Below are 25,686 nucleotides of genomic sequence, written 5' to 3'. Positions count from 1 at the left end.
TGTCACCCGGCCAGCCTGTCATCCTGTCACGCCGTCATGCCGTGGTATAATCCGCGCATGGCAGGCGATATCGTCGCCGTCCTGAGCGATCTGCATCTCGGGGCGGGCCGGTTCTACGCCGGAAACACGCTCGAAGACTTCGCCAGCGATGGCGCGTTCGCCTCGCTGCTGGCCGCGCTGGCGCGCGAGAGCGAGGAGAGCGGCCGCGCCGCCGAACTGGTCATCAACGGCGATTTCGTCGAGTTCCTGCAGGTGCCACGCGCTGCTTCGTTTGATCCCGCGCAGGACTACCCGCCCGCCGACTACGCCGATATGGGCCCGAGCGCGTCGGCCCAGCGGCTGCGGCACGTCATCGCCGGGCATGGGCCGCTGTTCGACGCGCTGCGCGACTGGCTGCGCGCCGATGCGCCGCGCCGCCGGCTCGTCATCCTGCGCGGCAACCACGACCCGCACTGGTACTGGTCGGCCGTGCAGGAGGCGCTGCGCGAGGCGATCGGCGCGGGCGGCGAGCGGCGCACGCTGGTGGAGTTCCCAGCCGTCAGCTACCGGCACGGGGCAGCCTGCATGGAACATGGCAACCAGTACGCCGAGTCGGCCAACCGGTTCCGGGACATGGCTGCGCCGCTCGCGCCGGGCGATCCGTCGCAGATCGAGACGCCGTGGGGCTCGAAGTTCGTCATCGAGTTCTTCAACCGCGTCGAGCGCGACAAGTACTGGGTGGACGGCGTCAAGCCGATCGGCGCGCTGGTCTGGCACGCGCTCAAATACGACCCGTCGTTTGCGTTCCGCACGCTGGTCGCGCTGTTGCGCGCCGCGCCGCGCCTGGCCGGCGTGCGCGACGAGATCCGCGATTCGTGGCTGACGAACCTGCAAACGAACCCCGAATTCGCTGCCCAGCGCTACCGCACCAGCGACGCCTATCGCGCCGAAGTGCATGCGCTGTTGGGCCACGCGCTGGATGAAATGGACGCGGTCGCCCGCGAAACGCCGGCGCCCGGCGCGTCGGCCGATCCGCAGGCGACGGCTCAGCAGATGCAGGAGGAGCAGGACCGTCGCCTGATCGACGGCGCCGCCCAGTTGTCGCAGACGAATGGCGCGACGGTCGTCCTGCTGGGGCACACGCACCGGCCGGTCGATATGGAGTTGCGGAACGGCGCGCGCTACATCAATACCGGCTGCTGGGTCTGGCAACTGGACCTGTCCGGGGCCAACGACAGCCGCTGGCGCGAACTGTTCGCTAAACCGGACGCATACGCCGCCCTGCGTCGCCTCAACTATGCGCGTCTCGACTTTGACGACGCCGGCGGCGTGACAGCGCGTCTGCTGGAGCACGCCCCGCCCAGCCTCGTCGATGCGCCGCCGGCCGCGCCAGGCATCCTGCAGCGGCTGGCCGATTTTGTGAGCAACCTGCTCGCCCGCTTGCGAGCATTACTTCCCGGGAGACAACGACACGATGAAGATTGACATGGTGCTGTACAACGGCAACGTTCATACGATGGATCCACGCCGCCCGCGCGCGCAGGCGATCGTGATTCGCAACGGCGAGTTCGTCACGGCCGGCATGGACAAGGACCTCAAGGACCTGATCCGGCCCGGCGTCGAGGCGGTCGATCTGAAGGGGCGCACCGTGGTGCCGGCGTTTTGCGACGCGCACCTGCACTTCGCCTCGATGTCGCAGGCGATGCAGATGGTCGATCACAACGATCTGCCGTCGCTGGAGGAGGCGCTCAAGCGCGTCGCCGAGCGTGTCGCGAAGACGCCCGCCGGCCAGTGGGTTCAAGGGCGTGGCTGGGACCAGACCGAGTGGGTCGAGAACCGCTACCCGACGCGCCAGGACCTCGATCGCGTCGCGCCGAACCATCCGGTGGCACTGAGCCGCACGGACGGGCACCTGCTCTGGTGCAATTCGGTCGCATTCCAGATCGCGGGAATCAACAAAGACACGGCCGACGTGCCGGGCGGCCATATCGACCGCGACGAGTCGGGCGAGCCGACCGGCATCCTGCGCGAAAGCGCGATGGGACTGGTGCGCAACTTCATCCCGCCGACGACCCGCGAGGACGCGTTGAACGCCATGAAGGATGGCATTGCGTACGCGCACAAGCACGGCATCAGCAGCGTGCACGACATGTCGAACGAGGGCGTCTTCAAGGATCACCTCTGGGCGTACCAGGCGCTGAAGGACCGCGGCGCGCTGAACCTGCGCGTGCTGGCGTACATCCCGGACGAGGACCTGGACCACGCCATTGCACTCGGACTGCGCACCGGACTCGGCGACGAGTGGCTGCGTATCGGCGGCATCAAGCTGTTCTCCGACGGCACGCTCGGCTCGCAGACGGCGCTGATGCTGTCGCCGTTCGAGGGCGCGCCGGCCAATACCGGCATCGCCGTCACACCGCTGGAGGTCCTGCACGACCGCATGTCGCGCGCGATCGAAAACGGGCTGGCGACGACGATCCACGCGATCGGCGACCGCGCCAACCGCGAGATGCTTGACATCTACGAAGAACTGCGGCCGACCGAGCGCCAACTGCGCTGCCGCATCGAGCACTGCCAGACGCTGGACAGCGCGGACATCGGGCGCTTCGCCAAGCTGGGCGTCATCGCCTCGATGCAGCCGTGCCACCAGCCGGCCGACATGGCCAACGCCGACCGCTTCTGGGGCAAGGAGCGCGCCGCGCGCACATACGCGTTCCGTACGCTGCTGAACTCGGGCGCGATGCTGGCGCTCGGCTCCGACGCGCCGGTCGAGCCGCTCGACATGATGCCGAACATCCACGCCGCCGTCACCCGCACGAAGAAGGACGGCACGCCGCCGGGCGGCTGGCACCCGGAGCAGAAGCTGACCGTCGAGGAGACGGTGTACGGCTTTACGATGGGCCCGGCGTTCGCCTCCGGCGAAGAGAACATCAAAGGCTCGATCTCGCCGCGCAAGCTGGCCGACCTGGCCGTGCTGAACGAGGACATCTTCACGATCGACCCGGCGCGCATCACCGACGTCAAGGTGGACCTGACGATGGTCGGCGGCAAGTTCGTCTACGAGCGGAAGTAACAGGAGGTCGGATGAGTGAATTGGTGGTTCACGAGCCGCTGGCGTCGCAGATCCGCGCGGCCGCGCAGGCCGAAGGGGTCGACGCGGAGAGTCTTGTGGAAACGGCGATTCGGCACTATCGATTCGAGGCCCAGCGACATAAGGTGAATGCGGAGTCGGCGTGGTGGGCTTCGCTGCCACCGGACGAGCGGCTGCGCTATGCCGACGAGTTCGTGGCAGTTCACCAGCGCGCGGTCGTCGATCATGACCGGGACGAGGAATCCCTGCGCAAGCGCATCCGCGTGCGCTACGGGAAGACCGCCATTCTGATCACCCCGGCGCAAGGCCGCCGCGAACTGCGCTTCGTCGAATGGTATGCGCGGCGCCCTCGCGCGGCGGAAACGTGGTGGTCATACTGATTCGACTTGGCCGTGCCCCAATTTGTCATGTTGTCATGTTGAGCGCGAAGGCAAGACTTCTTTCCTTTGGCTCGTCGCTCGCGCGAGACATCTGAAGTGCTGCATTTCAGGCGCTTCGCGCGCGAAGCGCACGATAGGCCAATAGTTCGACCTTCGCGCTCAGCATGACAACCATGAGACCGCGCTCTACTTGAAGAAGTATCGTCGATTCGCGTTATTCGCGGATCGGCAATTCATCACGACGCGATCGAGGACATAACACATGCCCGTCGTTGCATCGGACCTGGAAGGGACGCTGTCGAGCGGCGCCACCTGGCGCGGCATCGGCCGCTATCTGGAAGCGAGCGGCCAGTCCGGCGCGTACCGCCGCTTCTTCTTCACGCGCGTGCCGGGCATCGTCGCTGTCCGACTAGGCTGGATGGATCGCGACAAGTTCGGCCAGAGTTGGTTGATCGATCTGGTTGGGCTGTTTAAGGGCAGCACGCCGGAGCAGTTGGCCGAAATGGGCGAGTGGGTCGTCGAGAACGAACTGTGGCCGAAACGGCGCGCGGCCGTCATCGCCGAACTGGAGGCGCACCGGAAAGAAGGCCGCCGGGTCGTGCTGGCCTCCGGCTCGTACTTGCCCGTGCTGGAAGCGTTCGCCCGCCGGCTCGGGGCCGAGGCGATTGCGACCGGCTTCGAGATGGTCGATGGCCGCGCCACCGGCCGGCTGACCGGGCCGATGACGGTCGGCCCGCTGAAGGCCGAGCGCCTGCGCACCGCGCTGAACGGCGATGCGCTGGTCGCGGCGTACGGCGACACCGCCGCCGATGTGCCGATGATGCAAATGAGCGCCGCGCCGGTGGCGGTCGCGCCCGACGAGCCGCTGGCGGCCGCGGCGCGCGAGCACGGCTGGCGGGTGATGGCGGAGTAGATGAACGACAGACCCGAAGGGTTCCCCAAACCCTTCGGGTCTTTTCTTATATGCCCAGTTCCTTCGCGACGAGCTCCATCAGCGGCGCGACGGTGCCGGCGTCGAACTTGAACTCGATGCCGGCCGTGGCGTAGATCTCCGGCAGGGTCCGGGAGCCGCCCAGCGCCAGCGCGCGCCGGTAGGCGGCGATCGCGGCGGCGCGGTCCTGCCGCATGTTGCGCCAGATCTGCAACGCCCCCAACTGCGCGATGCCGTATTCGATGTAGTAGAATGGCACCTCGAAGATGTGCAACTGGCGATGCCACATGCTGTCGCGGTACGCCTCCAGCCCAGTCCAGTCGGCCTCGCCGCCGAAGCGCGCGTAAAGGCGCGCCCACTCCGCGTTGCGTTCCGTGTGCGTGTGGCCCGGTGCGGTGTACAGCCAATGCTGGAACGCATCCACGATCGCGATCCACGAGAGCACCGTCACGGTACTTTCCATGTGCTGCGTGCGCGAGCGCTGCGCGTCGGCCAGCGCGTAGAACGCCTCGATGTGCGGCGCGCCGAGCAGTTCCATGCTCATCGAGGCGACCTCGGCAAACTCCATCGGCGGGTGGCGGTAGGTGTTCAGCCATTCACTCTGCGTGGCGAAGGCGTTGAAGGCATGGCCGCCCTCGTGCAGCAGCGTCATCACGTCGCCATCGGTGCTGACGGCATTCATGAAGATGAACGGCACGCGCGACTCCGGCAGCAGCTCCTGGTAGCCGCCCGGTCCCTTGCCTTTGCGGTTCTCCAGATCGAGCACGCCGCGCTGGTCCATCTGCGCGAACTGCGCCGCCAGCGCCGGGTCGACCTGCGTGAAGATGCGCGCGCAGCCGTCGATCAACTCGCGGGCGGTCGCGAACGGGCGCAGCGGCGGCCGGCCGAGCGGGTCGGCCGATGTGTCCCAGGGGCGCAGGGCGCCCAACCCCATTTGCGCGCGGCGCGCGGCCTGGATGCGCCGCAGCAGGGGCACGACGTGGCGCTCGACCGCGTCATGGAAGGCGAAGCAGTCGGCCGGCGTGTAGTCGAAGCGCAGCAACTGCGCAAATTTGTAGTCGCGGAAGTTGGCGAAGCCGGCGTTGCACGCGATCGTCTCGCGCAGGCCGATCATGCGGTCCAGGATGGCGTCGAGCTTCTCGCGCTCCCGGTAGCGCCGCTCGTTCATGGCGCGCCAGGCCGCCTCGCGCCGCGCCCGGTCGGTTTCTTCGAGCACCGGATACAACTGCGCCAGCGTGCGCTCCTCGCCGTCGAACTGCACGGTCAGCGACCCGATCAGCGTCGTGTACTCTTGCGCCAGCAGTTCGTCTTCCGTCTCCAGCGCGACATTGGCCTCGCGGTAGATCTCGTCGCGCCGCGTCACCTCGCGGTCGAAGACGGCGTAGCGCGCCGCCGGCAGCGCGCTGCGCGCGGGCGAGGCGAGGACCATCTTCTCCAGTTCGTTGTCGCGCCGCTTGACGAGCGGGGCGACGCCGGTGACAAACTGGCGGTACGCCTCGGCGGCAGTCGCGTCGTCGGTCTGGCAGGTCATGGCGATATAGCACCGGATGCCGACTTCCTGGATCGCATCGGTCAACTCGCTCCAGCGGCGCAGAAACTGCTCGAGCGCGGCCGGGGAGGCCAGGTTCTGCTCGGCGAGCTGGTCGTACAGCGTTTCGATCTGCGCCGGCTCGGACGGGTCGAAGCGGTCGGGCACCCACTGGCGGGGCGCGTAGCGCGGCAGGGCTGAGAAATCGGGCATGGCAAGACCTCACATAAAGGTGGACAAAAAATAAGCCGCACGGTGAGGGCGGCTTGTGTCCGAAGATGGATGGGCCCGGCTGGTCTCGAACCAGCAACCAACGCCTTATGAGGGCGCTGCTCTGACCATTGAGCTACAGGCCCGAATTGTGTTTGGTCAATGCTTCCACCAGCCGAACTGAGCGGCTGTTCGCCTGCGATGGCAGTTTGCGCATCGCACTTCACACTTGTCGATCTCGGCTAGAATACGCTCCCACGATACACCATCATTGATCATGCGCGCTATAGACCGGCTCTTCCCTCGCACATGGTCAAACTCAAGCACGATGATGTCTGTTTCATGGCAATCCACGCAAGGATGGGCGCTGAGATACTCTGCCACCGGTTTATGACTGCGCTCAATGCGCTCAGTCTTCTGGCGTGCTGAGCGTTCCTTGTATGCGTCGCGATTGCGAAGATAATGCTTCCGCTTGTAGCCTCTCTGGCACTCCCGGCAGACTGTGTGGCGCCTGGTTCTTAACGAATCGCGGAAATTAAACTCGGTGAGAGGTTTGATGCTTCTGCAAGCGCCACATTTCTGCATATGCTGCCAGCCAGAGCGGGTGAGGGGATTCGAACCCCTGACGTCCTCCTTGGAAGAGAGGCATTCTGCCACTGAATTACACCCGCAGAAAAAAGTCGGGGTGAGTGGGTTCGAACCACCGGCCTCATCGTCCCAAACGATGCGCGCTACCAGCTGCGCCACACCCCGTCCGTTTCTCAGTATAAGAGAGGCGCGCCGAATCGTCAAACATCGGAAAAGCGGGAGCATGGTTTTTCGCAGTCGCCTTGGCCCTCACCCCAGCCCTCTCCCGCGACGCAACATCGGCGTCGCAGGCGAGGGAGCCGGCTCCTGCCTCTGTTCGCGCCGCGCGGGAACGGGGCAGGTTGGACCGTCGCGTTTGATTTCGTCGTTTTTCAAAGAATGAGCGTGCCGGCGTCGTTCAGGCCGATTTCATTGGGCCGGGACACGTGATAAATCAAACGATCCGGCGCGGGATTCAAATGGGACGGCGCGCGCCGAAAGCGGACGCACACAAGCTAATTATAGAACAATTGTTCTAAATTGTCAAGCACCAGACGCAAGTTTTAAGGTTGGGAATCCGCGTGCCGATGCCAAGCGAGGTCGCACAATAGTGCCGTAGCTCAATTCGGCGCAGCATCCGGCTCCAAAATGGAGGGACGAAGGTTCAAGTCCTTTCTCCCTTGCTTGATAACGAAGCGGACGCATCGAGGTTTGAAGCGGTTTGTTGTTGTGTTCACGCGCTCGCGGCCAGGCCGCGAAGACGCGCCGGCGGATGCGTCCCTTTCGCGTCTTTCGCCCGTTTCGCGGCTCTCGTGATCCAAACGTCCGCGCCGAAAGCTTCGGAACACGAAAGGCGCGAAATGACGCGAAAGACGCGAAACGCCACGCCGCATCGAAGCTCGATGCGACGGCTTGGCGTTCTATTCATGTGCTCGCGGGCGTGGGGGCGAGCTAACGTCGGATGAGGATTCGGGCGGCGCGATGGAGGGTGCGGGCGAGGCGATCGGGCCGGGTGGGCACCCCGCTTCGAGGTTGTGCGGCAGATCAGGGAGCGTCCGGCCTCCGCTCCTGCTGGTCATGCTTCGAAAGCCAATTGTCACATAGGCTCACGAGGGCACAACCTGCCCGTACCGCCGCAGATGCGAGATCGAAAGCAGAACTCGGCGTCAATTCTAGCAAGCTGCCAATCTCAAAGTCGGCCTTCATGTGAGAGTTGAACCGTTCATCAACGATGCCCGCGCGGTGTACGATTAGATGGCGCGTTTCCTCAAGGCGAAACAGACCTTCAGTTTTGAATAGACTTTCAATTTCTGCGCGGTGTTCTTTCTGAAATATCGTCAGATAGGCAGCCTGTATTCCATTGATACCTTCGCTAAACCCAAACCTTCTTGCTAACAACGTTCCCATGTGAGCCTTTACGTTATAATCGTACTTTGCTAGGACTTCGACTCGGAATTGTTTGCTGGGCTGGCCATTTTCTGACCTCTTGGAAATTCGCTGTACGAGCAGGTCCGGATGACAGTTTACTGTCGCGATCCATAAGTCGGTTGCGAGTACCTCAAATGAAGTCCAAAGGTGGGCTACAAGCAAGTATATGAGTTGGTTAACGGATGACTCGACACTCTGCTCCTTCTCGAGAAGCGTGCGAAATACTATCTTCCGCCAATCTACAATTGGCTTAAGCAGAGTCGCCATCCTTCCACCTTCGATAAGTGTCCTAAGTGACTCACGCAGACTGGGGTCAGCACTTGCCGCCACGGTCATCACCGACGAAAACGTAGCTGTCATTGTAAACAGTGGAAGGTCGGCCAAGCCAAAGAGGTTGGAGATATTCCTGGCAAAAATGGTTGCAACCTGCCTCAAAGGTTCAGATCGAACTGCTTGAGCCGATCCCGTCGCCTGATCTGCTAGTCGCTCCAAGTCTTGAACTAGCTTTTCGTATGCATTCGCATCCATATATGCTCCCTTGAACCTGAATTCCATCGACGGTATTCTAGTTCTCGGGTATGCCAGTGTCAACATTCAACCGTTCCTGCAAAAAGCGCACTGCGCCGCTTGTGCTACAATCGGTCACGCCGCGTGCCATGCACTGCGGCGTGAATTGTGCCGGGCGGAGGATCGATGAGCAACGAACTGAAAAAGACGGTCTTGTACGCCGTGCATCGCCAGTTGGGCGCGACGATGGTGCCGTTTGGCGGCTAGGAGATGCCGGTCCGCTACAGCGGCGACATCGCCGAGCACAAGGCGGTGCGCGAGCGCGCCGGCATCTTCGACGTGTCGCATATGGGGCGCTACGAAGTGCGCGGCCCCGCGGCGGTCGCGTTCCTGCAGCGCGCACACAGCAACGACGCCAGCGCGCTGAAGATCGGCCAGGCGCACTACGGCCTGCTGTGCAACGAGCGCGGCGGCGTCTCGCTCGGCGCCGTCATGCGCAGCGCGATCGCCCCGAGCATGCCCCCGCCCGCTGTGCACAGCAGCAGCCAGATGATGGAGAGCGGTGACGCGAGTTTGTCCATAGATACGCTCCCGGGTTGTTTGAGGACAACTATACCACAGACGCACAGAGGCACAGAGATCAAGAAGTGATTCTCTGTGCCTCTGTGTCTCTGTGGTGGTTCGTTTATTACGCGACTGGCAGCGAAAAGGTGATGGTCGTTCCCTGCCCCGGCGCGCTCTCGGCGCGGATCTCACCGCCGTGCGCCGCGACCAGATTCTTCGCGATCGCCAGTCCCAGCCCCGAGCCGCCGGAATCGCGCGACTTCGTGAACCGGTCGAAGATATGCGGCAGGTCGTCCGAGGCGATGCCGGAACCGGTGTCGGTGACCTCGATCGTGACCATGTTGGTGTCGCGTGTGGTGCCGCCGCGCACGGTGATCGTCCCGCCATGCGGCGTATAGCGTAGCGCGTTCGCGATCAGGTTCGAGAGCACTTCACGGATGCGCGTCGGGTCGGCCGCCACGGCCGGCGCGCCGCCGGCAAACTCGGCGGCCAGCGTGATGCCGTTCGCTTCGGCCTGCGCGTGGAACGACGCGGCAACGTCCGCCGCCAGCACCGCCACGTCGACCGGCTCCTTCTGCAACGGCAGCGTGCCCGTCTCCGCCAGCGAGAGCGTGCGCAGGTCTTCGATCAGGCGGGTCAGGAAGCGCGTTTCGTCCAGCAGCGGCGCAAGGTGCGCGTCATCGCGCGGGTAGAGGCCGTCGAGCATCCCCTCGACCTGTCCCTGGATGACCGCCAGCGGCGTGCGCAGTTCATGCGCGATGTCGGCCATCAGCGCGCGGCGCTGCTCGTCGTTGTGCTGCAGGCGCTCGGCCATCGCGTTGAACGAGCGTGCCAGCCGGTTGAAGCTGCGCGGTCGCCGCGCATCGATGCGAACCGTGTAGTCGCCGTCGCCCACGCGACCGACCGCCTCGACGATATCGCCCAACGGCGTCGCCATGCGGCGCGCGGTGCGCAGGATCGTTACCAGCCCGAAGATCAGCGCGATCACGACAACGATCGCCCACGGGCGCGGCAGATCGATCGGCAGGGCCGCGCCGAGCAGCGTCATCACGAACCAGGCCAGCGACAGCGCGCCCGCCACGGCGAAGAACGCAAACAGCAGGAACACGCAGCCGAACTGCCGGAAGAGGGCGCGCCGCTCGGCATGGCCGGCGAACGATTCCGGCGGCCATGGCTGATCGGCAGGCCACCAGGGCGGGCGCTGGCGCGGGGTGTGGCGTGGGTTCACGCGGATTCGACGAACTTGTAGCCGACGCCGTAGACGGTGAGGATGTAGCGCGGCGCGTGCGGGTCGGGCTCCAGCTTGCGCCGGATGTTCTTGATGTGCGCGTCAATCGCGCGCTCGTACGATTCGAAGGCGACGCCGCGCACCGTGTCGAGCAGTTGCGCGCGGGTGAAGATGCGGCCCGGCTGGCGCGCCAGCGCCGCCAGTAACTGGAACTCCGTCGGCGTCAACTCCACCGTGCGGCCGGCCACTGTCGCTTTCATGCGCGGCACGTCGAGCAGCAGGTCGCCCGCGCGAACCGTCTCGGTGCCGGCGCTCGATGCCTGCTCCACGCGCCGCAGCACGACCCGCACGCGCGCGACAAGCTCTTTCGGGCTGAACGGCTTGGTCAGGTAGTCGTCCGCGCCCAGTTCGAGCCCCACCAGCTTGTCGCTCTCGTCCACCCGCGCCGTGAGCATGATAATCGGCACATTGGACGTTTGGCGCAGGATGCGCGTCACATCAAGCCCGTCAAGCTCCGGCAGGCCAAGATCGAGCACGATCAGGTCGGGCTTCACACTGCGCGCCTGCGCGAGTGCGCTGCGGCCGTCGCCGGCGGTGGCAACGGCGAAGCCCGCGTGCTCCAGGTAGTCGCGGGCAATCTGCGCAATCTTCGGTTCGTCGTCCACCACCAGAATCGTTTTCATGAAACACCAGCGACCCTTCGGGTTTTCGGAACCCGAAGGGTCTGCACATCAAACGGCGTTACAGGTTCGTCTTGGTCTGCGGCTCGGCCGGCGTCTCGCCGTGCGCGCGGCGATGCCAGTCCTCGAACATCGGGGGCACGCCGCCCTCGCCCCAGCGCCCGTGCCGCCACATGCGCGGCCCGCGCCAGAACAGCATACGCAGCACGCCGAGCACGATGAAGAAGCCGAGCAGCGGGAACAGGCAGTTCAGCGGCCCGAAGCCCCAGCCGAAGCGCCCGAAATGCATGCCCGGTCCGTACATATACGGCACGCCCGCCGGCGGCGCGACGATCTTGCCGCTGTCGGCCAGGCCCTGCGCCACGCCAAACTGGTACGCCGGCAGGCCGACGCCAAAGGCCACCGCCGCCAGCAGGAACAGCACGAGCAACACGCCCGCAATCACTTTACCACTCATGGTTGCCTCCTGTAAATGTTGGATTCTATACAGGAGTGTGCCATGAGGTTGTGAAGCAATTATGAATGCGGCACGGAAGGATGATGGAGTACGGCGGTCTTCAATCGCCTTGCTGGGTCGCGCTTCGATGCTCAATCCGGATAGAGTCCAACTGAGCGACCGCGTGATGTTCGGCCGATTGTGGAGTCGATGCTACCGGGTGGTTGCCAATGCGTCGATGATCTTTGCGCAACCGCCTTCGCGAACGTAGCTCGCGTGGTCGGCCACAGTCTCGAATTTGCGGCCAACGATTTTGGCGCACTCGAATTCATAGTCGGAGCTTGCCAGGAAAGTCTGCATCGGCTCCGTCGTCGCATTGAAGCTGAAACTCAGCTTGCCGCCATGTTGGAGCGTATGGATCCCCTGGATCCAAATGGCGGCACCCAATGCGCCACACGCACCGCCGCATAGACCAATCCCGCCCGCCAGTCCGGCCGCCATCACCACATGCATTTCCGATACGCCCATCTTCTGCGCCAGCACGGCGGTGCAACTGACGGGAAGCGAAGGTGCATCAATATGCTTTTCGCCAAGCGCGTGGTTGATCGTATCGAATGCAATCTGGCCGTAGTCGCCGGCTAATCGAAAACAACCAATCGGTCCGCCCCTGGCGATAAATTTGACTACCTGACCTCTCGACGGCTTCTGCCATTCCAACTCCGTGATTTCAGCGCAATTGACAGCCTTGGCGCGATTTTGGAACGACTCCACCAGTCGTTGTGATGCAAACAAGGCTTCCACTTCCGCTTGGGCGCCCGCACCATAAAGTCGATATGCCTGTGCGCCGGCGGCGAGTGCCCCGCCCCAAAGCATTCCGCATTGGTAGCCGTTTCCCATGACACCGCCCGCCAGAGGCATTGAGGCGTTCTCCTCAAGTTTCAACGGGTGGTCGAATGAGCGGTCCACGACGCCCATAATCGTTTCCGATCAGGTTCCCTCTTTCAGAAAGGTGCGTATGGTTTGAAGGGCTGGAACTTTCTTTGCTGGCGCAATCACAACCTCGTCTCCTTGCCGTCCATGGCCCTGCCGGCGTCAGCGGAACGGTGCTCGATCGCCTTGCCGAGCCACTTTCGGCGCTCGGTCCGCCTGAAGTCCTCTTGGGTTCCGTTCATGATTATTCTACACAATTGTGAAGCCATAATGAACGAATCGCGGAAAGACGATGGTGCCCGCTTACTCGCCGCCACCGGAGAGTCCGGCCTCCCGTTCGCGCTCGTAGCCCTCGTCGGCCGGCCAGCCGCCGCGCTGGAGCGCCTGCGTCGCCAGCGTGTGGCAGCGCTCGTTTTCGGCGTGCCCGGCATGGCCGCGCACCCAGCGCACCGAGACATGCTTCTGCTCGCTCAGGCCGAGCAGAACGGCCCACAGGTCGGCGTTCGGCACGCGTTTGCTCTCGCGCAGCCATTTCGCAGCGCGCCAGCGTTTCGCCCAGCCCTTACTCAGGCTGTTGGCGACGTAGCGCGAATCGGTCACGAGTGCTGCGGGACCGTCGTGCGACAGCGCGCGCAGCCCCGCGATGCACGCCATCATCTCCATGCGGTTGTTGGTCGTGCGCCGGAAGCCGCCTGACAGTTCGCGGCGCTTGCCGCCGTCGATCACAACTGCGCCGTATCCGCCCGGCCCCGGGTTCTCGAAGCAACCGCCGTCAGTGAAGATCGTCGCGCGCGGCTCCTCCGCCGGCTCGGCGGGTTTGACCGCCACGCGCGCGGTACGGGGGCGCGCCGGCGCCGCACGGGGCGCCGCTTTCTCAGCACGCGACGCCGATGTGTGCGCCTGCCGCGCGCCGGCCAGGTACGCGTCCGCTTCCGCGCGCGTCGCGAACGACTTGAACTGCGCGCCCGCGAAGCCGGTCACCTGCGCCGAGCAGGCGTCCCATGTGTCGTAGATGCCGGGCCGCTTGCCGCGGCGGACGGCGTAGTATTTGCTTGGCATCGGTTGGTTCGGGATAGTAAACTGTCATTAACCGCAGAGGACGCAGAGGAAAATCGGTAAACGGGCCCGAGCGTTCTCCGTGTCTCACTTTTTTTCTCTGCGGCAAAGTTTCTTGCAGCCGCACTCCACCACAGAGTCACGGAGGCACAGAGTAATCAGATCGAAATCACTCTGTGCCTCTGTGCCTCCGTGGTAATCTGGTTTTCTCTGCGTGCTCTGCGGTTAGTATTCTTTCCCTGCCGCCTCAAACGATCTCCGGCAGCTTCTCCCAGTTCGCGGCGCGCGAGACGATCTCCGGGCCGCTGGCGCGCACGATCACCAGGTCCTCGACGTGGAAGGTGCTGCCGTCGGCGTTGCGGCAGGACGGCTCGACCATGAACGCCATGTTCTCCTCGATGAGCGTGTCGTGGCGCGGCGAGAGCATCGGGTGCTCGTGCAGGCCGACGCCGATGCCGTGCCCGATGTGCGGCATGCTGAAGTCGAGGCCGAGTTCCTTCGCCCGCCGCTCGCAGAGACGGTATACGTCGCTGGCGCGCGCGCCCGGCTTCAGCGCCGCGATCGTCTCCTGCTGGGCCTGCCAGAGGCGGGCGTAGTCATCGCGCTGGCGTTGCGTCGCCGTGCCGACGACCATCGTGCGCGCCATGTCAGCATAGTAGCCGCCGAACAGGCCGCCGAAATCCACGCGCAGGACGTCGCCGTTCTGCAGGGCGCGCGTGCGCGGCGACGGGTGCGCCAACCCGGCCGCGTCGCCCGCGCCGAGCACGAGAAAAACGCCCTCGCTCGCGCCACGCATGAGCAACTCCATCTGCATCCAGTCGCCGATCTCTTTTTCGGTGCGCCCGGCGCGCGCCATCTGGAAGGCGTCGCGCGTGACGCCGTCGGCCGTGTATGCGGCGTGCGACAGGGTGACGATCTCTTCCGGCGACTTGAGCATGCGCAGTTCGTCGAACAGCGCGTCACCGCCGAGCCATGAAACAGCGGGCATGCGCGCATGCAGTTCGTCAGAATAGCTGGCGACGAGCACTTTGCGCTCGAAGCCGATCTGCGCATGCTCCAGTCCCATGCCGCGCAGCACCTCGGCCAGCGTCTCGATCGGCGAGGTTTGGAACTCGACGTAGCCGTGCACGTTCTTGATCCGCGAATCGCGGCGCGCCAGCCCCTCTTCGATCGTGCAAACGATGAACGCCGGCTCGCCGCCGCGCGGCCAGACGACCATCGCCAGCCGGTCGGGGATGTATTTCTGGGTCATGATCCACGCGCCGGTCAGGTAGAAGACGTTCTCCATCGAACTGGCGACGATGGCGTCAAGCTGATAGCGCTCCAGCAGCGCGTTCATGCGTGCGTGCAGTGTGTCCATCGATGCTCCTCGCTAGTATCAATCTTTTACCGCAGAGAAAGCCTTTATCAAGAGACCTGAACCGCAAAGGACGCAAAGAGCGCAAAGGAAACCCAAAATCGAGCGCAAAACTGAGTCTCCGATGTCTTCACCAAACCAAAGGTCTTCTCTGTGTCTCCGTGGCGATCTTTGTTTCTCTGCATTTCTTTGCGTCCTCTGCGTTCTCTGCGGTTAACGCCGTTGTGTTGATCTTTGTTTTCCTCTGCCAGGCGCGGCTGATCGGGCTATGCGCTGCCGTCGTCCAGCGCCGCAGACAGGCTTGCCGCCAGCGACCGCACATCGGGCTCCGCAAGCACCGTATTATGCGTGCCCGCGATCGTGCGTATGCGCACGCTGGCCGCCACGCCCCCCCAGCCCATCGTCGGGTCGTGCGCGCGCCACAGCGACTGGCCGCGCACGCGAAAAAGTGTAATGGTGCCGTCGTAACTTCCCGGCTTGTAGCAGCGCATCGCGTCCACATGCGCCTGCATAATGTGAACCAGTGTGTCGGGCACCTCGACGCCCTGCAGGGCGTCGTCGATGACACGGCTGGCGCTACCGCCGGCATGCCGCCGGCGCTGCACGATGCGCCCGACGGCCGCGCGTGCGCCCGGCCGGGTGACATCGCGCCACCAATACGGCAGGTTGGCGGCAAATGCCGCCAGGTGCTGCGAGTTCGTCCAGTGCCGAGGCGTCATCGCCGCGCGGGGCGTGTAGCCCTCGATCATCGCCAGCAGCGCGACGGATTCGCCCTGCGCGCGCAGTTGCTGCGCCATTTCAAACGCGACGACGCCTCCAAAGCAGTAACCGCCCAGGCGGTACGGGCCGCGCGGCTGAACAGCCCGGATCGCGCTCGCATACTCAGTCGCCATCGCCACCAGATTATCTTGCGGCGGCGTCTGCCCGTCAAATGCCGGCGACTGCAGGGCGTAGAACGGCTGGTCCGCATCCAGATGGCGCGCCAGGGGGCCGTAATCCAGCACGCCGCCAACGAAGCCGTGCACGCAGAAGAACGGCGGCCGCTGCCCGCCGGCGCGCAAAAGCGCCAGCACCGTGTGGTGTGACGCAGCCGGCGTGGGACTGCGCATCCATCGCGCAAGTTGCGCGGCCGTCGGCGCCTGCGCCAGTGCGGTCACATCGACGGGCGTGCCGAACTCCGCGGACACGCGCACGACGATGCGCGCCGCGATCAGCGAGTGGCCGCCCAGTTCGACGAAGTGATCGTCGAGGCCGACGGGTGCGCCGAACACTTCGCGCCAGATCGCCAGCATGCGGCCGATCTCCTCGTCGGCCGGGTCCGCCGTCGAGCGTTCGAGTTCCGGAGCCGGTGGCAGCGCGCGCCGGTCCACCTTGCCGGCTTCGTTGACCGGCATCGACAGCAGGCGCACAAAGACGGCCGGCAGCATGTGCGCCGGCAGGCGCGCGGCCAGTCGCGCCCGCAGCACGGCGGCATCGGGTAGTGCGCCGTCGCTGACCAGATAGGCGATCAGGCGCGTCTCGCCGCCGGGGGCTGCCTGCGGCAGAACAGCCGCCTGCCGCACACCATCCAGCGCAAACAGGGCGTCCTCGATCTCGGCCGGCTCGACGCGATGACCGCGTACCTTGACCTGGTTATCCTTGCGGCCATAAAACTCCAGCAGTCCGTCCGGCGACAACGTGCCCAGGTCGCCCGTGCGGAACAAGCGGCGCTCCCCGCCGGCAGGGTCCGGTAGGAACGACTGCGCGGTCAGCTCGGGCCGTTGCCAGTAGCCGGTCGAGAGCAAGTCACTCTGCACGACGATCTCGCCGACTTCGCCAGGCGGCAGCGGGCGGCCTTGCGCGTCCCGGATAAAGATGCGCGAACCACCCCACGCGTAGCCGCCCGGCGCGTGCGGCTGTGCGAGGCGCGTGCGCTGATCGGCCACCCACTCGGCGCTGACGGGCGCCTCGGTCGAACCGTAGGAAATGCGCAGGCGGCACGGAGCTTCGAAGCATCGCTGGTACAGGGCCACATCGTGCGCCAGCACCGGCTCACCGGCCAGGCTGATCAGGCGCAAGTGCGGCATGTCGGCGCGGCCGTCCAGCGTAGCGACGAAGTGGCGATAGACCGTCGGCGTCGAGATGAAGGCGGTAATTCGATTGCGGCGCATCCACTCGGCCAGCCCGGCCAGCCCCTGGGCCTGCAGGTCGTACACGCAGGCCGCGCCTCCGTTCAACAAGGCAGCGAATAGATACTGCGTGCTCTGCACTACGCTCAACGAGTAAAGCAGGGCCGTGCGGTCGGTCGCCGTGCTGAAGCCCAGCTGTTCGCGCACGAGCGCTGTCTTGACGAGTGTGTGCTGGTTGTGCTGGATGCCTTTGGGCGCCCCCGTCGAGCCGGAAGTGTAGGTAACGTAGGCCATCCGCGACGAGGCGATGTCGAGATCCAGATTGCGGTCGTCTGCGCCCGGGTCGATAGTATCCACGTTGAAGATGGCAGCTTCGCCGGCCAGCGCGCGCGCCTGCACTTCGTGCTCTGTGTCGGTCAGCACCAGTCGGGCGCCGGCGTCCTGCGCGATCAGGCGCAGGCGCGCCGCCGGGTCGGCGGCATCCAGCGGAACGTAGAACTTGCCTGCCTTGAGGATTCCAAGCATGGCGGCGGCCACCAGTGCATTCTTGCCAAACAGCAGCAGGACGGGCTCCTCGTCGCTGCCGCAGCCCGCCACGATGGCGCGCGCAATGCGGTTGGCCGCGCGGTTGAGATCATCGTAAGTGAACGAGCGCTCGGCGCTCTCGATGGCTGCGGCTTCCGTTTGGCGCGCAACCACCTGCTCGAACAGGGCCGCTGCGGACGGATAAGAGACATCGCCGGGCGTGAATGAAATACCAGACATAGACACCAGTGTGAAGTAGGGCATGATCTGGCCGAACGCGCCGGGCCAGAGACTGCGCTCAATACCCGCGCCGCTTGTCGACCACGTTCAGCAGCGGCTCGCCTGCGCGGTAGCGCCGCACGTTCTCGACGAAAATGTCGAGCGCGCGCGCTGTCAGTTGCGGCGTGTTGGCCGAGCTGTGCGGCGTCACGAAGCAGTTCGGCAGGGTCCAGAACGGGTGCTCCGGCGGCAGCGGCTCGTGCACGAACGCGTCGAGGCACGCGCCGGCAATCCAGCCTTCGCGCAGCGCGCGCACCAACGCGTTCTCGTCCACCAGCGCGCCGCGCGCGATGTTGACGAAGTACGCGCTCGGCTTCATCTGCCGCAGTTCGCGCTCGCCCATCATGCCACGCGTCTCCGGCGTCAGCGCGGCGCACATGACGACGAAGTCCGACTCGGCGAGCAGGCGCGGCAGGCTGTCCGACCCCCAGACGGCGTCCACGTTCGGCGCGGGCTGCGGCGTCCGGCGCGTCGCCAGCACGCGCATCTCGAACGCCTTCGCCAGGCGCGCCAGTTCCAGGCCGACATGCCCGAGGCCAATGATGCCGAGCGTCCTGGCGTGCAGTTCGTCCTTCGGCACGCGTCCCCAGCGGTGCTCTTTCTGCGCGTCCCAGTGTCCGCCGAAGCGTTTGACGGTGAACAGCAGCATGCCGATCACGCTCTCGGAGATCGAGACCGCGTGCGCGCCGACCGAGTTCGTGAACAGGATATCGCTCGCCACAAGTTCGGGACAGAGCAGGTGATCCACCCCCGCGTTGATCGCGTGAATCCAGCGCAGACCCGGCACGCTGCGAATGACCGAGGCGACGATGTCACGCGGGAACGCGTAGTTGTAGTAGAAGATATCCGCGCCGGCCGCTTCCGGCGGCAGCGCGCCGCTGGCCGGGATCGGCACCCACTGCATGTCCGGCGCCACGGCAGCGATTTTCGGCGCCAGCACCGGCAACAAGTCGGCAAAGACAATCGCTTTCATCGATTCAAACCCCTCTCCCGTTGTATTGCCCGTCCGTTGTCACCCGCGCCCGCCGGCCAATCGCGCCGCGTCGGGCGAGCGCATCAGGGCGACCATCGCCCACACGCCGAGCGCCGGTCCCACCGCCAGCGCCGCAAACGCCCACTGCCAGCCGATCCAACTGACCAGCACCGGAATCAGCCGGATCGATACGAGCGTCAGCAGGAAGCCGAGCCCGGTCTGCAAGGTGAGCGCGGTGCCGGTGTACTCGCGCGCCGACAGCTCGCTGATGCTCGCGGAGTACTGCGCGCTGTCGGCGATCACGGCGACGCCCCACACGATCGCCAGCGCGGAGAGCACGAGCGGCGACGAGGCGAACGCCACACCTGACAGCGCCGCGCATGCGCCGCTGACGATCAGGCTGACGATCGTCACGCGCGTGCGGCCCCAGCGGTCGGCCCACAGCCCTGCGCCATAGCTCCCCAGCGCGCCGGTGCCGATCGCCGCGAACGCGACCAGCGATGCCCAGCGCGGCGCATCCGGCAGATTCATCGCCGCGAAGCCCGACGCGAGGAACAGCGGCAGCCACGTCCACATCGCGTACAATTCCCACATATGCCCGAAGTAACCTAAATTCGCCAGCCGCACGCCGCGCGACTGCCACGCCTGCACGGCGAACTTCCAGTTGAACGGCGGCGTGGCGGTGCGCTGCGGGCCTTCACGCACGAACAGGAACACGAGCGTGCCGCCGAGCGCGGCGAGCGCAGACGACGCGAACAGCACCGGCCGCCAGTCGGTCACGCCGCCAAGCACGTTGATCAAGTGCGGGCTGGCCGAGCCGAGCGTCAGCGCGCCGACCAGCAGGCCGATACAGAGACCGCGGTCCTGCTTGCACCAGGTCGTCATGATCTTCATGCCGACCGGGTAGACGCCTGCGCTGAAGACGCCGGTCAGGAAACGCCACGGCAGGGCCGCGCCCAGATCGCCGGCAGTCGCTGGAATCAGAAAGTTGACGAGCGCGCCGCCGAGCGCGCTCACAGCAAACAGGCGGCTGGTCGGCACACGGTCGGCCAGATTGAGCAGCGCCGATAGCAGCGTGCCGGCGACAAAGCCGACCTGCACGGAGTTCGTCAGCCAGGCGCGCCCGTCGTCGTCGAGCCGCCACTCGCGGCTGAGCGCCGGCACCACCGCCGAGGCTGAGAACCAGAGGCCCATCGCCAGCAGTTCGCCGACCGCCAGCGCGGCCAGCACGCGCCATTTGCCCGCGTCGGCCGCCGCATCGGCGCGCATGATGGTTCCGGCATCACCTGACATTGACCGTTCGCTCCCCTCGCCGGCACCGTCTGAGCGGTGACAGTGCACCGATTATAGCACTGCGCTACAACGCGTCGTCAATTGCGCGCCGGGCCGCGATTCAGTTATACTCCCGCACAGGAGGAAGCGATGAACCCGATCGAAGGCGCGCGCACATGGCTCATCCCGGACGGCTACATGGCGACGCCACCCGGCGACGGCAAGGCGTACCAGAGCCATGAAGCGATCTGCATCTTGAATACCGGCGTGCAGGACGCGCGCATCATGCTCGACATCTACTTCGAGGACCGCGCGCCGCTCAAAAATATCGCCGTGACGGTGCAGGCGGAGCGCACCTTTCATGTGCGGCTCGACAAGCCGGAGCACCTCGGCGGCGCGGTGCTCCCGCGCGATGTGCCGTATGCGGTGCGTGTGCGCGCCGACGTGCCGGTCATCGTCCAGCACTCGCGGCTGGACACGACACAGCCGAACATGGCGCTGATGACGACGATCGCCTACCCGGTGGAGGAGTGACGCATGAGCCGCGCTGAGATCATCCGGGCGATCCACGCCCTGCGCATCGAGACGCCATCGTGGGGCTACGGCAACTCCGGCACGCGCTTCAAGGTGTTCGCGCAGCCGGGCGCAGCGCGCACGCTCTACGAGAAGATCGACGACGCGGCACTGGTGCACCGTCTGACCGGCGCGTGCCCGACGGTCGCCATCCACATCCCGTGGGATCGCGTCGACGACTGGACGCCGGTGCGGGCCTACGCGCGCGAGCGCGGCATCGCCATCGGCGCGGTCAACCCCAACGTCTTCCAGGACGACGAGTACCGCTTCGGCAGCGTCTGCCATCGCGACCCGGCCGTGCGCAAGCGCGCCGTCGCGCACATGCTGGAGTGCGTGCAGATCGCGCGCACGGTCGAGTCGGGCGCGCTCAGCCTCTGGCTGGCCGACGGCACGAACTACCCCGGGCAGGACGACATGCGCTCGCGGCGGGCGCGCCTGATCGAGTCGCTGGCCGAGGTGTACGCCGCGATGCCGGACGGCATGCGCATGTTGATCGAGTACAAGTTCTTCGAGCCGGCGTTCTACCACACCGACCTCGCCGACTGGGGCATGGCGCACCTGCTGGCGTGCAAGCTCGGCCCGCGCGCGCAGGTACTGGTCGACACCGGCCATCACCCGCAGGGCACGAACATCGAGCAGATCGTCGCCCTGCTGATCGACGAGGGGCGGCTGGGCGGCTTCCACTTCAACAACCGCAAGTACGCCGACGACGATCTGATGGTCGGCTCGGTCAACCCGTACGAGCTGTTCCTGATCTTCCACGAGATCCTCGGCGCGGGCCGCGACCCGCGCTGCGCGGCGACCGTGCAGGACATCGCCTACATGCTCGACCAGTCGCACAACGTCGAGCCGAAGATCGAGGCGGCGATCCAATCGGTGCTGAACGTGCAGTCGGCGTACGCCAAGGCATTGCTGGTCGACCGCGACGCGTTGGCTGCGGCGCAGGCACAGGACGACGTGCTGGGCGCCAATCGCATCCTGCACGACGCGTTCGAAACCGACGTGCGGCCGTTGCTGGCCGACGCGCGTACTGCCATCGGCGCGGCCGCCGACCCGATCACCGCGTTTCGCGCCAGCGGCTACGCGGCGCGTATCGCGCGCGAGCGCGGCACGGCGCCGACCGGCGGCGGGTATACGGGTTAACGGCTCACCGCACCAACCGCGTATCAGCTTGTCATGCTGAGCACGCAGGTCGGACCCTCAACGTGCGGCGCGTTGCGTGCGCGAAGCATCTGAGATGCTGCACTTTCGATGCTTCGCGCGCATACGATCTACCGTGCCAACAGCCTTGCCTGCGCGTTCAGCATTACAGCATAAAGACATAGTTCGCGCCAATGCGCGATAACCACAAAGCCTAGCATCCCGGAGAACGCATGGTACAGAGCCTCTGGAACGAAAACGAAATCGCCGGGCTGGACGAACTCGGCCTGCTGGCCTACCGCTCGAACCGATTGGGCGCCGACCGCTCGGTCTCGAACTGGGCGGGCGGCAACACGTCGATGAAGCAGGTCGAGCGCGACTTCCGCGGCCGCGCGGTGAACGTGCTGTATGTCAAAGGCAGCGGCACCGACCTCGGCACGATCACGCGCAACGGCTTCGCCGCCGTGCGCATGGACGACGCCCTGCCGCTGCTGGAACGCGCGACGATGAGCGACGACGAGATGGTGAGCTACCTCGCGCACTGCAGCCTGCACCCGAACATGCCGCGCGCGTCGATTGAGACGCTGCTGCACGCCTTCCTGCCCGCGAGGCACGTCGACCACGTGCACGCCGACGCGGTCGTCACGTTCTGCTGCGCGCCGAACAGCGAGGGATTGACGCGCGAGGTGTTCGGCGACGAGGTGCTCTGGGTGCCGTACATCCGTCCGGGCTTCCCGCTCTCCAAACTGATTGCCGAAACGATGCAGAAACGGCCGCAGGTGCGCGCCGTGTTCATGGCGAAGCACGGGCTGGTGACGTGGGGCGCGAGCGCGCCGGAGTGCTATCGCAACTCGATGGAGTTCATCCAGCGCGCCGAGGACTACATCAAGCAGCAGACCGGCAGCCAGCGCCCGCTCGGCAAGCTGCGCTTTGACCCGCTGCCGCGCGACGAGCGGCGCGCGCTGATGGCGAAACTGCTGCCGACCCTGCGCGGCTACCTGAGCGAACTGCGCCCGATGATCCTTCAGTACGACGACCTCGACGAGACGCTGGCGTTCGCCGGCTCCGAGGAGACGCGCCAGTACGCGCTGACCGGCACCGCCTGCCCCGATCACCTGGTGCACACCAAGCCGTGGCCGCTCTGGGTGGAGCCGCAGTCGTTCGAGCCGGAGGCGCTGGCCGCGCAGATACGCACCGAACTGGAACGGTACAAAGAGCGCTACCGCGCCTACTACGCGCGCGAGCATGCGCGGGCCGGCGACAACTTCGAGATGGACGACCCGAACCCGCGCATCATCCTGATCCCGCGCGTCGGCATGCTCGCGACCGGCAAGGACGTCTTCTGGGCGCGCACGGCCGGCGACATCTTCCACCGCGCGATGGCGGTCATTCGCGGGCTGTGGGCGCTCGGCGGCTTCGTCCCGCTCAACGAGGCCGAGGACTACGACGTCGAGTACTGGCCGCTGGAGCGCTACAAGCTGACCCTGCAGGCGCCGCCGCGCGAACTGTCCGGGCGTGTCGCGCTCGTCACGGGCGGCGCGGGCGGCATCGGCCGCGCCATCGCCCTGCGGCTGGCGCAGGAAGGCGCGCACGTCGTCATCGCCGATCTGAACGGCGACGCTGCGCAAGCGGTCGCCGGCGCGATCGAGGCGAAGCACGGCGCCGGACGCGCGCTGGCCGTCCGCACCGACGTGACGCGCGAGGCCGACGTGGTCGGTGCGTTCGAGCAAACGATTCTGACGTACGGCGGTGTGGACATCGTGGTGGCCAATGCCGGCATCGCCGGGGCCAACGCCATCGAAGACGTGTCGCTGGCCGAGTGGGAGCGGCTGCAGGGCGTGCTGTCCACCGGCTACTTCCTCGCCTCGCGCGAGGCGTTCCGCGTGCTGAAAGCACAGGGGCGCGGCGGGCAGATCGTGTTCATTGCCTCGAAGAACGCGCTTGTGCCGGGGCGCAAAGCGGCGGCATACAGCGCGGCCAAGGCGGCCGAACTGCACCTGGCGCGCTGCCTGGCCGAGGAAGGCGGGCCGTTCGGCATCCGCGTCAACAGCGTCTGCCCCGACGCCGTGATCGAAGGCTCCGGCATCTGGAACAGCGCCTGGCGCGCGGCGCGCGCAAAGGAGTACGGCGTCGAACCGCACCAGATCGAGGAACATTACCGCAAGCGCTCGACGCTGAAAGTCAATGTGTACCCCGACGACATCGCCGAGGCGACATACTTCTTGCTCTCGTCGCGCGCAGCCAAGACGACCGGCGCCGTATTGACAGTCGACGGCGGCATCCCCGGCGCGTACGTGCGGTAGTATGCCGTCATTGCGAGGAGCGCAGTTTGCGACGAAGCAATCTCTGCGTCGTGCCCGAAAGAGAGATTGCTTCGCCCTCTTTGGAGGGCTCGCAATGACGCTGCAAGATGGCGCGCTGTAGCACACCGATGAAGAGCGACCAGATGCGACTATGAGCCGCACCTACAACGCCCTCGCGTTCGACCTCGGCGCGGAAAGCGGCCGCGCGATGCTGGCGCGCTTCGACGGCGAGCGTATCACCCTCGCTGAAGCGCACCGCTTCGCCAACGGCGGCGTGCGCGTGCGCGACAGCCTGCACTGGGACGTCCTGCGCCTGTGGGTTGAAATTCAACGCGGGCTGGCGCTGGCCGCGCCGCATGGGCTCCACAGCATCGGCATCGACACCTGGGGCGTGGATTTCGCGCTGCTCGACGCCGACGACGCGCTGATCGGCCACCCGTTCCACTACCGCGACCGCCGCACCGACGGCATGGTCGAGGAAGCCTGCCGGCGCGTGCCGCGCGCGGAGATCTTCGCGCAGACCGGCGTGCAGTTCATCCAGATCAACTCGCTCTACCAACTGCTGGCGCTGGCGCGCGCGCAGTCGGCAGCGCTCGCCAACGCACGCACCCTCCTGATGATCCCCGACCTGTTCAACTTCTGGCTGACCAGCCGCAAGGTCTCCGAGTTCAGCATCGCCAGCACGACGCAATGCTACGACCCGCGCGCGGGCGGCTGGGCGCGTGATTTGATGGAACGCCTCGGCATCCCCGCGCACATATTCGCAGAGATCGTCCCACCCGGCACGGAACTCGGCCCGTTGGCACCCGAACTGGCGGCGGAGCACGGCCTGCTGGGACTGCGCGTCATCGCGCCCGCCTGCCACGACACCGCCTCGGCGGTCGCTGCCGTACCCGCCGCAGGAGACGACTTCGCATACATCAGTTCGGGCACCTGGTCGCTGATGGGCATCGAGTGCGACGCGCCAATCATCACAGCGCAGAGCCTCGCGCACAACTTTACCAACGAGGGCGGCGCGGGCGGCGCCTTCCGCTTCCTGAAGAACATCATGGGGCTGTGGCTGGTGCAGGCCTGCCGCCGCGCCTGGCAGAGCGAAGGCGAGACATTGGCTTACGACGACCTGATGACGCTGGCCGCCGGCGCGCCCGCGCTCGTCTCGCTGATCGACCCCGACGATGCGCGCTTCCTGCACCCGATCAACATGCCGGCCGCGATCCGCAACTTCTGCGCGCAGTCCGGCCAGCCGGCGCCGCTTGAGCGCGGCGCGGTCGTGCGCTGCGCGCTGGAGAGCCTCGCGCTACGCTACCGCTGGACGCTGGAGCGTATCGCCGAGATGCGCGGGCGCAAGCCGTCTGTCATTCATATCGTCGGCGGCGGCTCGCAGAACCGCCTGCTCTGCCAGTGGACGGCCGATGCATGCGCGGTCCCGGTCGTCGCCGGGCCGGTCGAGGCGACCGCGCTCGGCAACGCGCTCGTGCAGTTGATGAGCGCAGGCAAACTGGCGTCCCTGCGCGAGGGACGCGAGCTCGTGCGCCATTCGTTCGCGCCGCAGACCTACCAGCCGCGCCCATCCGCCGCCTGGGACGACGCCTACGGGCGCTGGCTGGCGATGCAGGGGCACATTTAATCACGGGGATCAGA

The 25,686-nt window shown here is 65.9% G+C and carries 19 protein-coding genes, 4 tRNA genes and 1 pseudogene; 10 read left to right on the top strand and 14 right to left on the bottom strand.

Annotated features, from left to right (window positions below; genetic code table 11):
* The first annotated feature begins 57 nt into the window (after nt 1-57).
* The 4 genes from HZB53_10780 to HZB53_10765 all read left to right on the top strand — a co-directional run bounded on the left by HZB53_10780 (nt 58) and on the right by HZB53_10765 (nt 4,363).
* Nucleotides 58-1,464, top strand: coding sequence for a hypothetical protein (locus tag HZB53_10780; GenBank protein MBI5878125.1), 1,407 nt, complete (start codon nt 58-60; stop codon nt 1,462-1,464).
* Nucleotides 1,454-3,052 carry an amidohydrolase gene (locus HZB53_10775; GenBank protein ID MBI5878124.1) on the top strand — a complete coding sequence of 533 codons (1,599 nt, stop codon included), beginning with the start codon at nt 1,454-1,456 and terminating at the stop codon, nt 3,050-3,052. Before HZB53_10780 ends, HZB53_10775 begins: the two co-directional genes overlap by 11 nt.
* Nucleotides 3,053-3,063: 11 nt before the next feature.
* Complete coding sequence (locus tag HZB53_10770; protein ID MBI5878123.1) at nt 3,064-3,450, top strand: hypothetical protein; 387 nt, start codon at nt 3,064-3,066, stop codon at nt 3,448-3,450.
* A 262-nt stretch (nt 3,451-3,712) separates the two neighbouring features.
* Entirely contained in the window at nt 3,713-4,363 is a 651-nt protein-coding gene (locus HZB53_10765; protein MBI5878122.1) for an HAD-IB family phosphatase, read from the top strand.
* Between the two features lie 46 nt (nt 4,364-4,409).
* On the opposite strand, the gene HZB53_10760 is transcribed toward HZB53_10765, so the two are convergent.
* From HZB53_10760 to HZB53_10745, 4 genes are all read right to left on the bottom strand, one after another.
* On the bottom strand, nt 4,410-6,122 hold the full coding sequence (locus HZB53_10760) for a M3 family oligoendopeptidase (protein ID MBI5878121.1): 1,713 nt from the start codon (nt 6,120-6,122) through the stop codon (nt 4,410-4,412).
* Nucleotides 6,123-6,192: 70 nt separating this feature from the next.
* A tRNA-Ile gene (locus HZB53_10755) sits at nt 6,193-6,265 on the bottom strand.
* 453 nt (nt 6,266-6,718) lie between these two features.
* Nucleotides 6,719-6,790 (bottom strand) — tRNA-Gly (locus HZB53_10750).
* A gap of 9 nt (nt 6,791-6,799) precedes the next feature.
* Nucleotides 6,800-6,872 (bottom strand) — tRNA-Pro (locus tag HZB53_10745).
* Between the two features lie 431 nt (nt 6,873-7,303).
* On the opposite strand from HZB53_10745, the gene HZB53_10740 reads away from it, so the two are divergent.
* A tRNA-Trp gene (locus HZB53_10740) sits at nt 7,304-7,362 on the top strand.
* Nucleotides 7,363-7,730: 368 nt separating this feature from the next.
* On the opposite strand, the gene HZB53_10735 is transcribed toward HZB53_10740, so the two are convergent.
* Nucleotides 7,731-8,642, bottom strand: a complete 912-nt coding sequence (locus HZB53_10735; protein ID MBI5878120.1) for a hypothetical protein — start codon at nt 8,640-8,642, stop codon at nt 7,731-7,733.
* 165 nt (nt 8,643-8,807) lie between these two features.
* On the opposite strand from HZB53_10735, the pseudogene HZB53_10730 reads away from it, so the two are divergent.
* Nucleotides 8,808-9,272, top strand: a pseudogene (locus tag HZB53_10730) (hypothetical protein).
* A 37-nt stretch (nt 9,273-9,309) separates the two neighbouring features.
* On the opposite strand, the gene HZB53_10725 reads toward HZB53_10730, so the two are convergent.
* The 9 genes from HZB53_10725 to HZB53_10685 form a co-directional block, all read right to left on the bottom strand.
* Entirely contained in the window at nt 9,310-10,413 is a 1,104-nt protein-coding gene (locus HZB53_10725) for a HAMP domain-containing protein (protein MBI5878119.1), read from the bottom strand.
* Nucleotides 10,410-11,096, bottom strand: a complete 687-nt coding sequence (locus tag HZB53_10720) for a response regulator transcription factor (GenBank protein MBI5878118.1) — start codon at nt 11,094-11,096, stop codon at nt 10,410-10,412. The genes HZB53_10725 and HZB53_10720 overlap by 4 nt, the downstream gene beginning before the upstream one ends.
* Before the next feature lie 58 nt (nt 11,097-11,154).
* Entirely contained in the window at nt 11,155-11,550 is a 396-nt protein-coding gene (locus tag HZB53_10715) for a hypothetical protein (protein ID MBI5878117.1), read from the bottom strand.
* 192 nt (nt 11,551-11,742) lie between these two features.
* Nucleotides 11,743-12,504 carry a C-GCAxxG-C-C family protein gene (locus HZB53_10710; GenBank protein ID MBI5878116.1) on the bottom strand — a complete coding sequence of 254 codons (762 nt, stop codon included), beginning with the start codon at nt 12,502-12,504 and terminating at the stop codon, nt 11,743-11,745.
* 258 nt (nt 12,505-12,762) lie between these two features.
* Nucleotides 12,763-13,518 carry a viroplasmin family protein gene (locus tag HZB53_10705; protein ID MBI5878115.1) on the bottom strand — a complete coding sequence of 252 codons (756 nt, stop codon included), beginning with the start codon at nt 13,516-13,518 and terminating at the stop codon, nt 12,763-12,765.
* A 244-nt stretch (nt 13,519-13,762) separates the two neighbouring features.
* The gene (locus HZB53_10700; protein MBI5878114.1) at nt 13,763-14,875 is read right to left on the bottom strand and encodes an aminopeptidase P family protein; all 1,113 of its coding nucleotides are present in this window, start codon (nt 14,873-14,875) and stop codon (nt 13,763-13,765) included.
* 263 nt (nt 14,876-15,138) lie between these two features.
* On the bottom strand, nt 15,139-17,745 hold the full coding sequence (locus HZB53_10695; GenBank protein ID MBI5878113.1) for an amino acid adenylation domain-containing protein: 2,607 nt from the start codon (nt 17,743-17,745) through the stop codon (nt 15,139-15,141).
* Between the two features lie 58 nt (nt 17,746-17,803).
* Nucleotides 17,804-18,757, bottom strand: coding sequence for a D-2-hydroxyacid dehydrogenase (locus HZB53_10690; GenBank protein MBI5878112.1), 954 nt, complete (start codon nt 18,755-18,757; stop codon nt 17,804-17,806).
* A 39-nt stretch (nt 18,758-18,796) separates the two neighbouring features.
* Nucleotides 18,797-20,026, bottom strand: a complete 1,230-nt coding sequence (locus HZB53_10685) for an MFS transporter (protein MBI5878111.1) — start codon at nt 20,024-20,026, stop codon at nt 18,797-18,799.
* A 153-nt stretch (nt 20,027-20,179) separates the two neighbouring features.
* On the opposite strand from HZB53_10685, the gene HZB53_10680 reads away from it, so the two are divergent.
* From HZB53_10680 to HZB53_10665, 4 genes are all read left to right on the top strand, one after another.
* Nucleotides 20,180-20,563, top strand: coding sequence for a hypothetical protein (locus HZB53_10680; protein MBI5878110.1), 384 nt, complete (start codon nt 20,180-20,182; stop codon nt 20,561-20,563).
* Nucleotides 20,564-20,566: 3 nt separating this feature from the next.
* Complete coding sequence (gene rhaI / locus HZB53_10675; protein MBI5878109.1) at nt 20,567-21,745, top strand: L-rhamnose isomerase; 1,179 nt, start codon at nt 20,567-20,569, stop codon at nt 21,743-21,745.
* 230 nt (nt 21,746-21,975) lie between these two features.
* On the top strand, nt 21,976-24,045 hold the full coding sequence (gene rhaD, locus HZB53_10670) for a bifunctional rhamnulose-1-phosphate aldolase/short-chain dehydrogenase (GenBank protein MBI5878108.1): 2,070 nt from the start codon (nt 21,976-21,978) through the stop codon (nt 24,043-24,045).
* Between the two features lie 151 nt (nt 24,046-24,196).
* Nucleotides 24,197-25,672 carry a rhamnulokinase gene (locus tag HZB53_10665; protein ID MBI5878107.1) on the top strand — a complete coding sequence of 492 codons (1,476 nt, stop codon included), beginning with the start codon at nt 24,197-24,199 and terminating at the stop codon, nt 25,670-25,672.
* The last annotated feature ends 14 nt before the right edge of the window (nt 25,673-25,686 follow it).

Source organism: Chloroflexota bacterium (genome assembly GCA_016235055.1).
In the GTDB taxonomy this organism is placed as follows: Bacteria; Chloroflexota; Anaerolineae; order JACRMK01; family JACRMK01; genus JACRMK01.
The sequence above is the reverse complement of the archived record's forward strand: the minus strand, read 5'-3'. Positions and strand labels throughout refer to the sequence as shown.

Bases quoted from the DNA above. Each gene is read 5' to 3' on its own strand.
- HZB53_10780 (MBI5878125.1), top strand. From the start codon at position 58: ATGGCAGGCGATATCGTCGCCGTCCTGAGCGATCTGCATCTCGGGGCG.
- HZB53_10775 (MBI5878124.1), top strand. From the start codon at position 1,454: ATGAAGATTGACATGGTGCTGTACAACGGCAACGTTCATACGATGGAT.
- HZB53_10770 (MBI5878123.1), top strand. From the start codon at position 3,064: ATGAGTGAATTGGTGGTTCACGAGCCGCTGGCGTCGCAGATCCGCGCG.
- HZB53_10765 (MBI5878122.1), top strand. From the start codon at position 3,713: ATGCCCGTCGTTGCATCGGACCTGGAAGGGACGCTGTCGAGCGGCGCC.
- HZB53_10760 (MBI5878121.1), bottom strand. From the start codon at position 6,122: ATGCCCGATTTCTCAGCCCTGCCGCGCTACGCGCCCCGCCAGTGGGTG.
- HZB53_10735 (MBI5878120.1), bottom strand. From the start codon at position 8,642: ATGGATGCGAATGCATACGAAAAGCTAGTTCAAGACTTGGAGCGACTA.
- HZB53_10720 (MBI5878118.1), bottom strand. From the start codon at position 11,096: ATGAAAACGATTCTGGTGGTGGACGACGAACCGAAGATTGCGCAGATT.
- HZB53_10715 (MBI5878117.1), bottom strand. From the start codon at position 11,550: ATGAGTGGTAAAGTGATTGCGGGCGTGTTGCTCGTGCTGTTCCTGCTG.
- HZB53_10710 (MBI5878116.1), bottom strand. From the start codon at position 12,504: ATGGGCGTCGTGGACCGCTCATTCGACCACCCGTTGAAACTTGAGGAG.
- HZB53_10705 (MBI5878115.1), bottom strand. From the start codon at position 13,518: ATGCCAAGCAAATACTACGCCGTCCGCCGCGGCAAGCGGCCCGGCATC.
- HZB53_10700 (MBI5878114.1), bottom strand. From the start codon at position 14,875: ATGGACACACTGCACGCACGCATGAACGCGCTGCTGGAGCGCTATCAG.
- HZB53_10695 (MBI5878113.1), bottom strand. From the start codon at position 17,745: ATGTCTGGTATTTCATTCACGCCCGGCGATGTCTCTTATCCGTCCGCA.
- HZB53_10690 (MBI5878112.1), bottom strand. From the start codon at position 18,757: ATGAAAGCGATTGTCTTTGCCGACTTGTTGCCGGTGCTGGCGCCGAAA.
- HZB53_10685 (MBI5878111.1), bottom strand. From the start codon at position 20,026: ATGCGCGCCGATGCGGCGGCCGACGCGGGCAAATGGCGCGTGCTGGCC.
- HZB53_10680 (MBI5878110.1), top strand. From the start codon at position 20,180: ATGAACCCGATCGAAGGCGCGCGCACATGGCTCATCCCGGACGGCTAC.
- rhaI (MBI5878109.1), top strand. From the start codon at position 20,567: ATGAGCCGCGCTGAGATCATCCGGGCGATCCACGCCCTGCGCATCGAG.
- rhaD (MBI5878108.1), top strand. From the start codon at position 21,976: ATGGTACAGAGCCTCTGGAACGAAAACGAAATCGCCGGGCTGGACGAA.
- HZB53_10665 (MBI5878107.1), top strand. From the start codon at position 24,197: ATGAGCCGCACCTACAACGCCCTCGCGTTCGACCTCGGCGCGGAAAGC.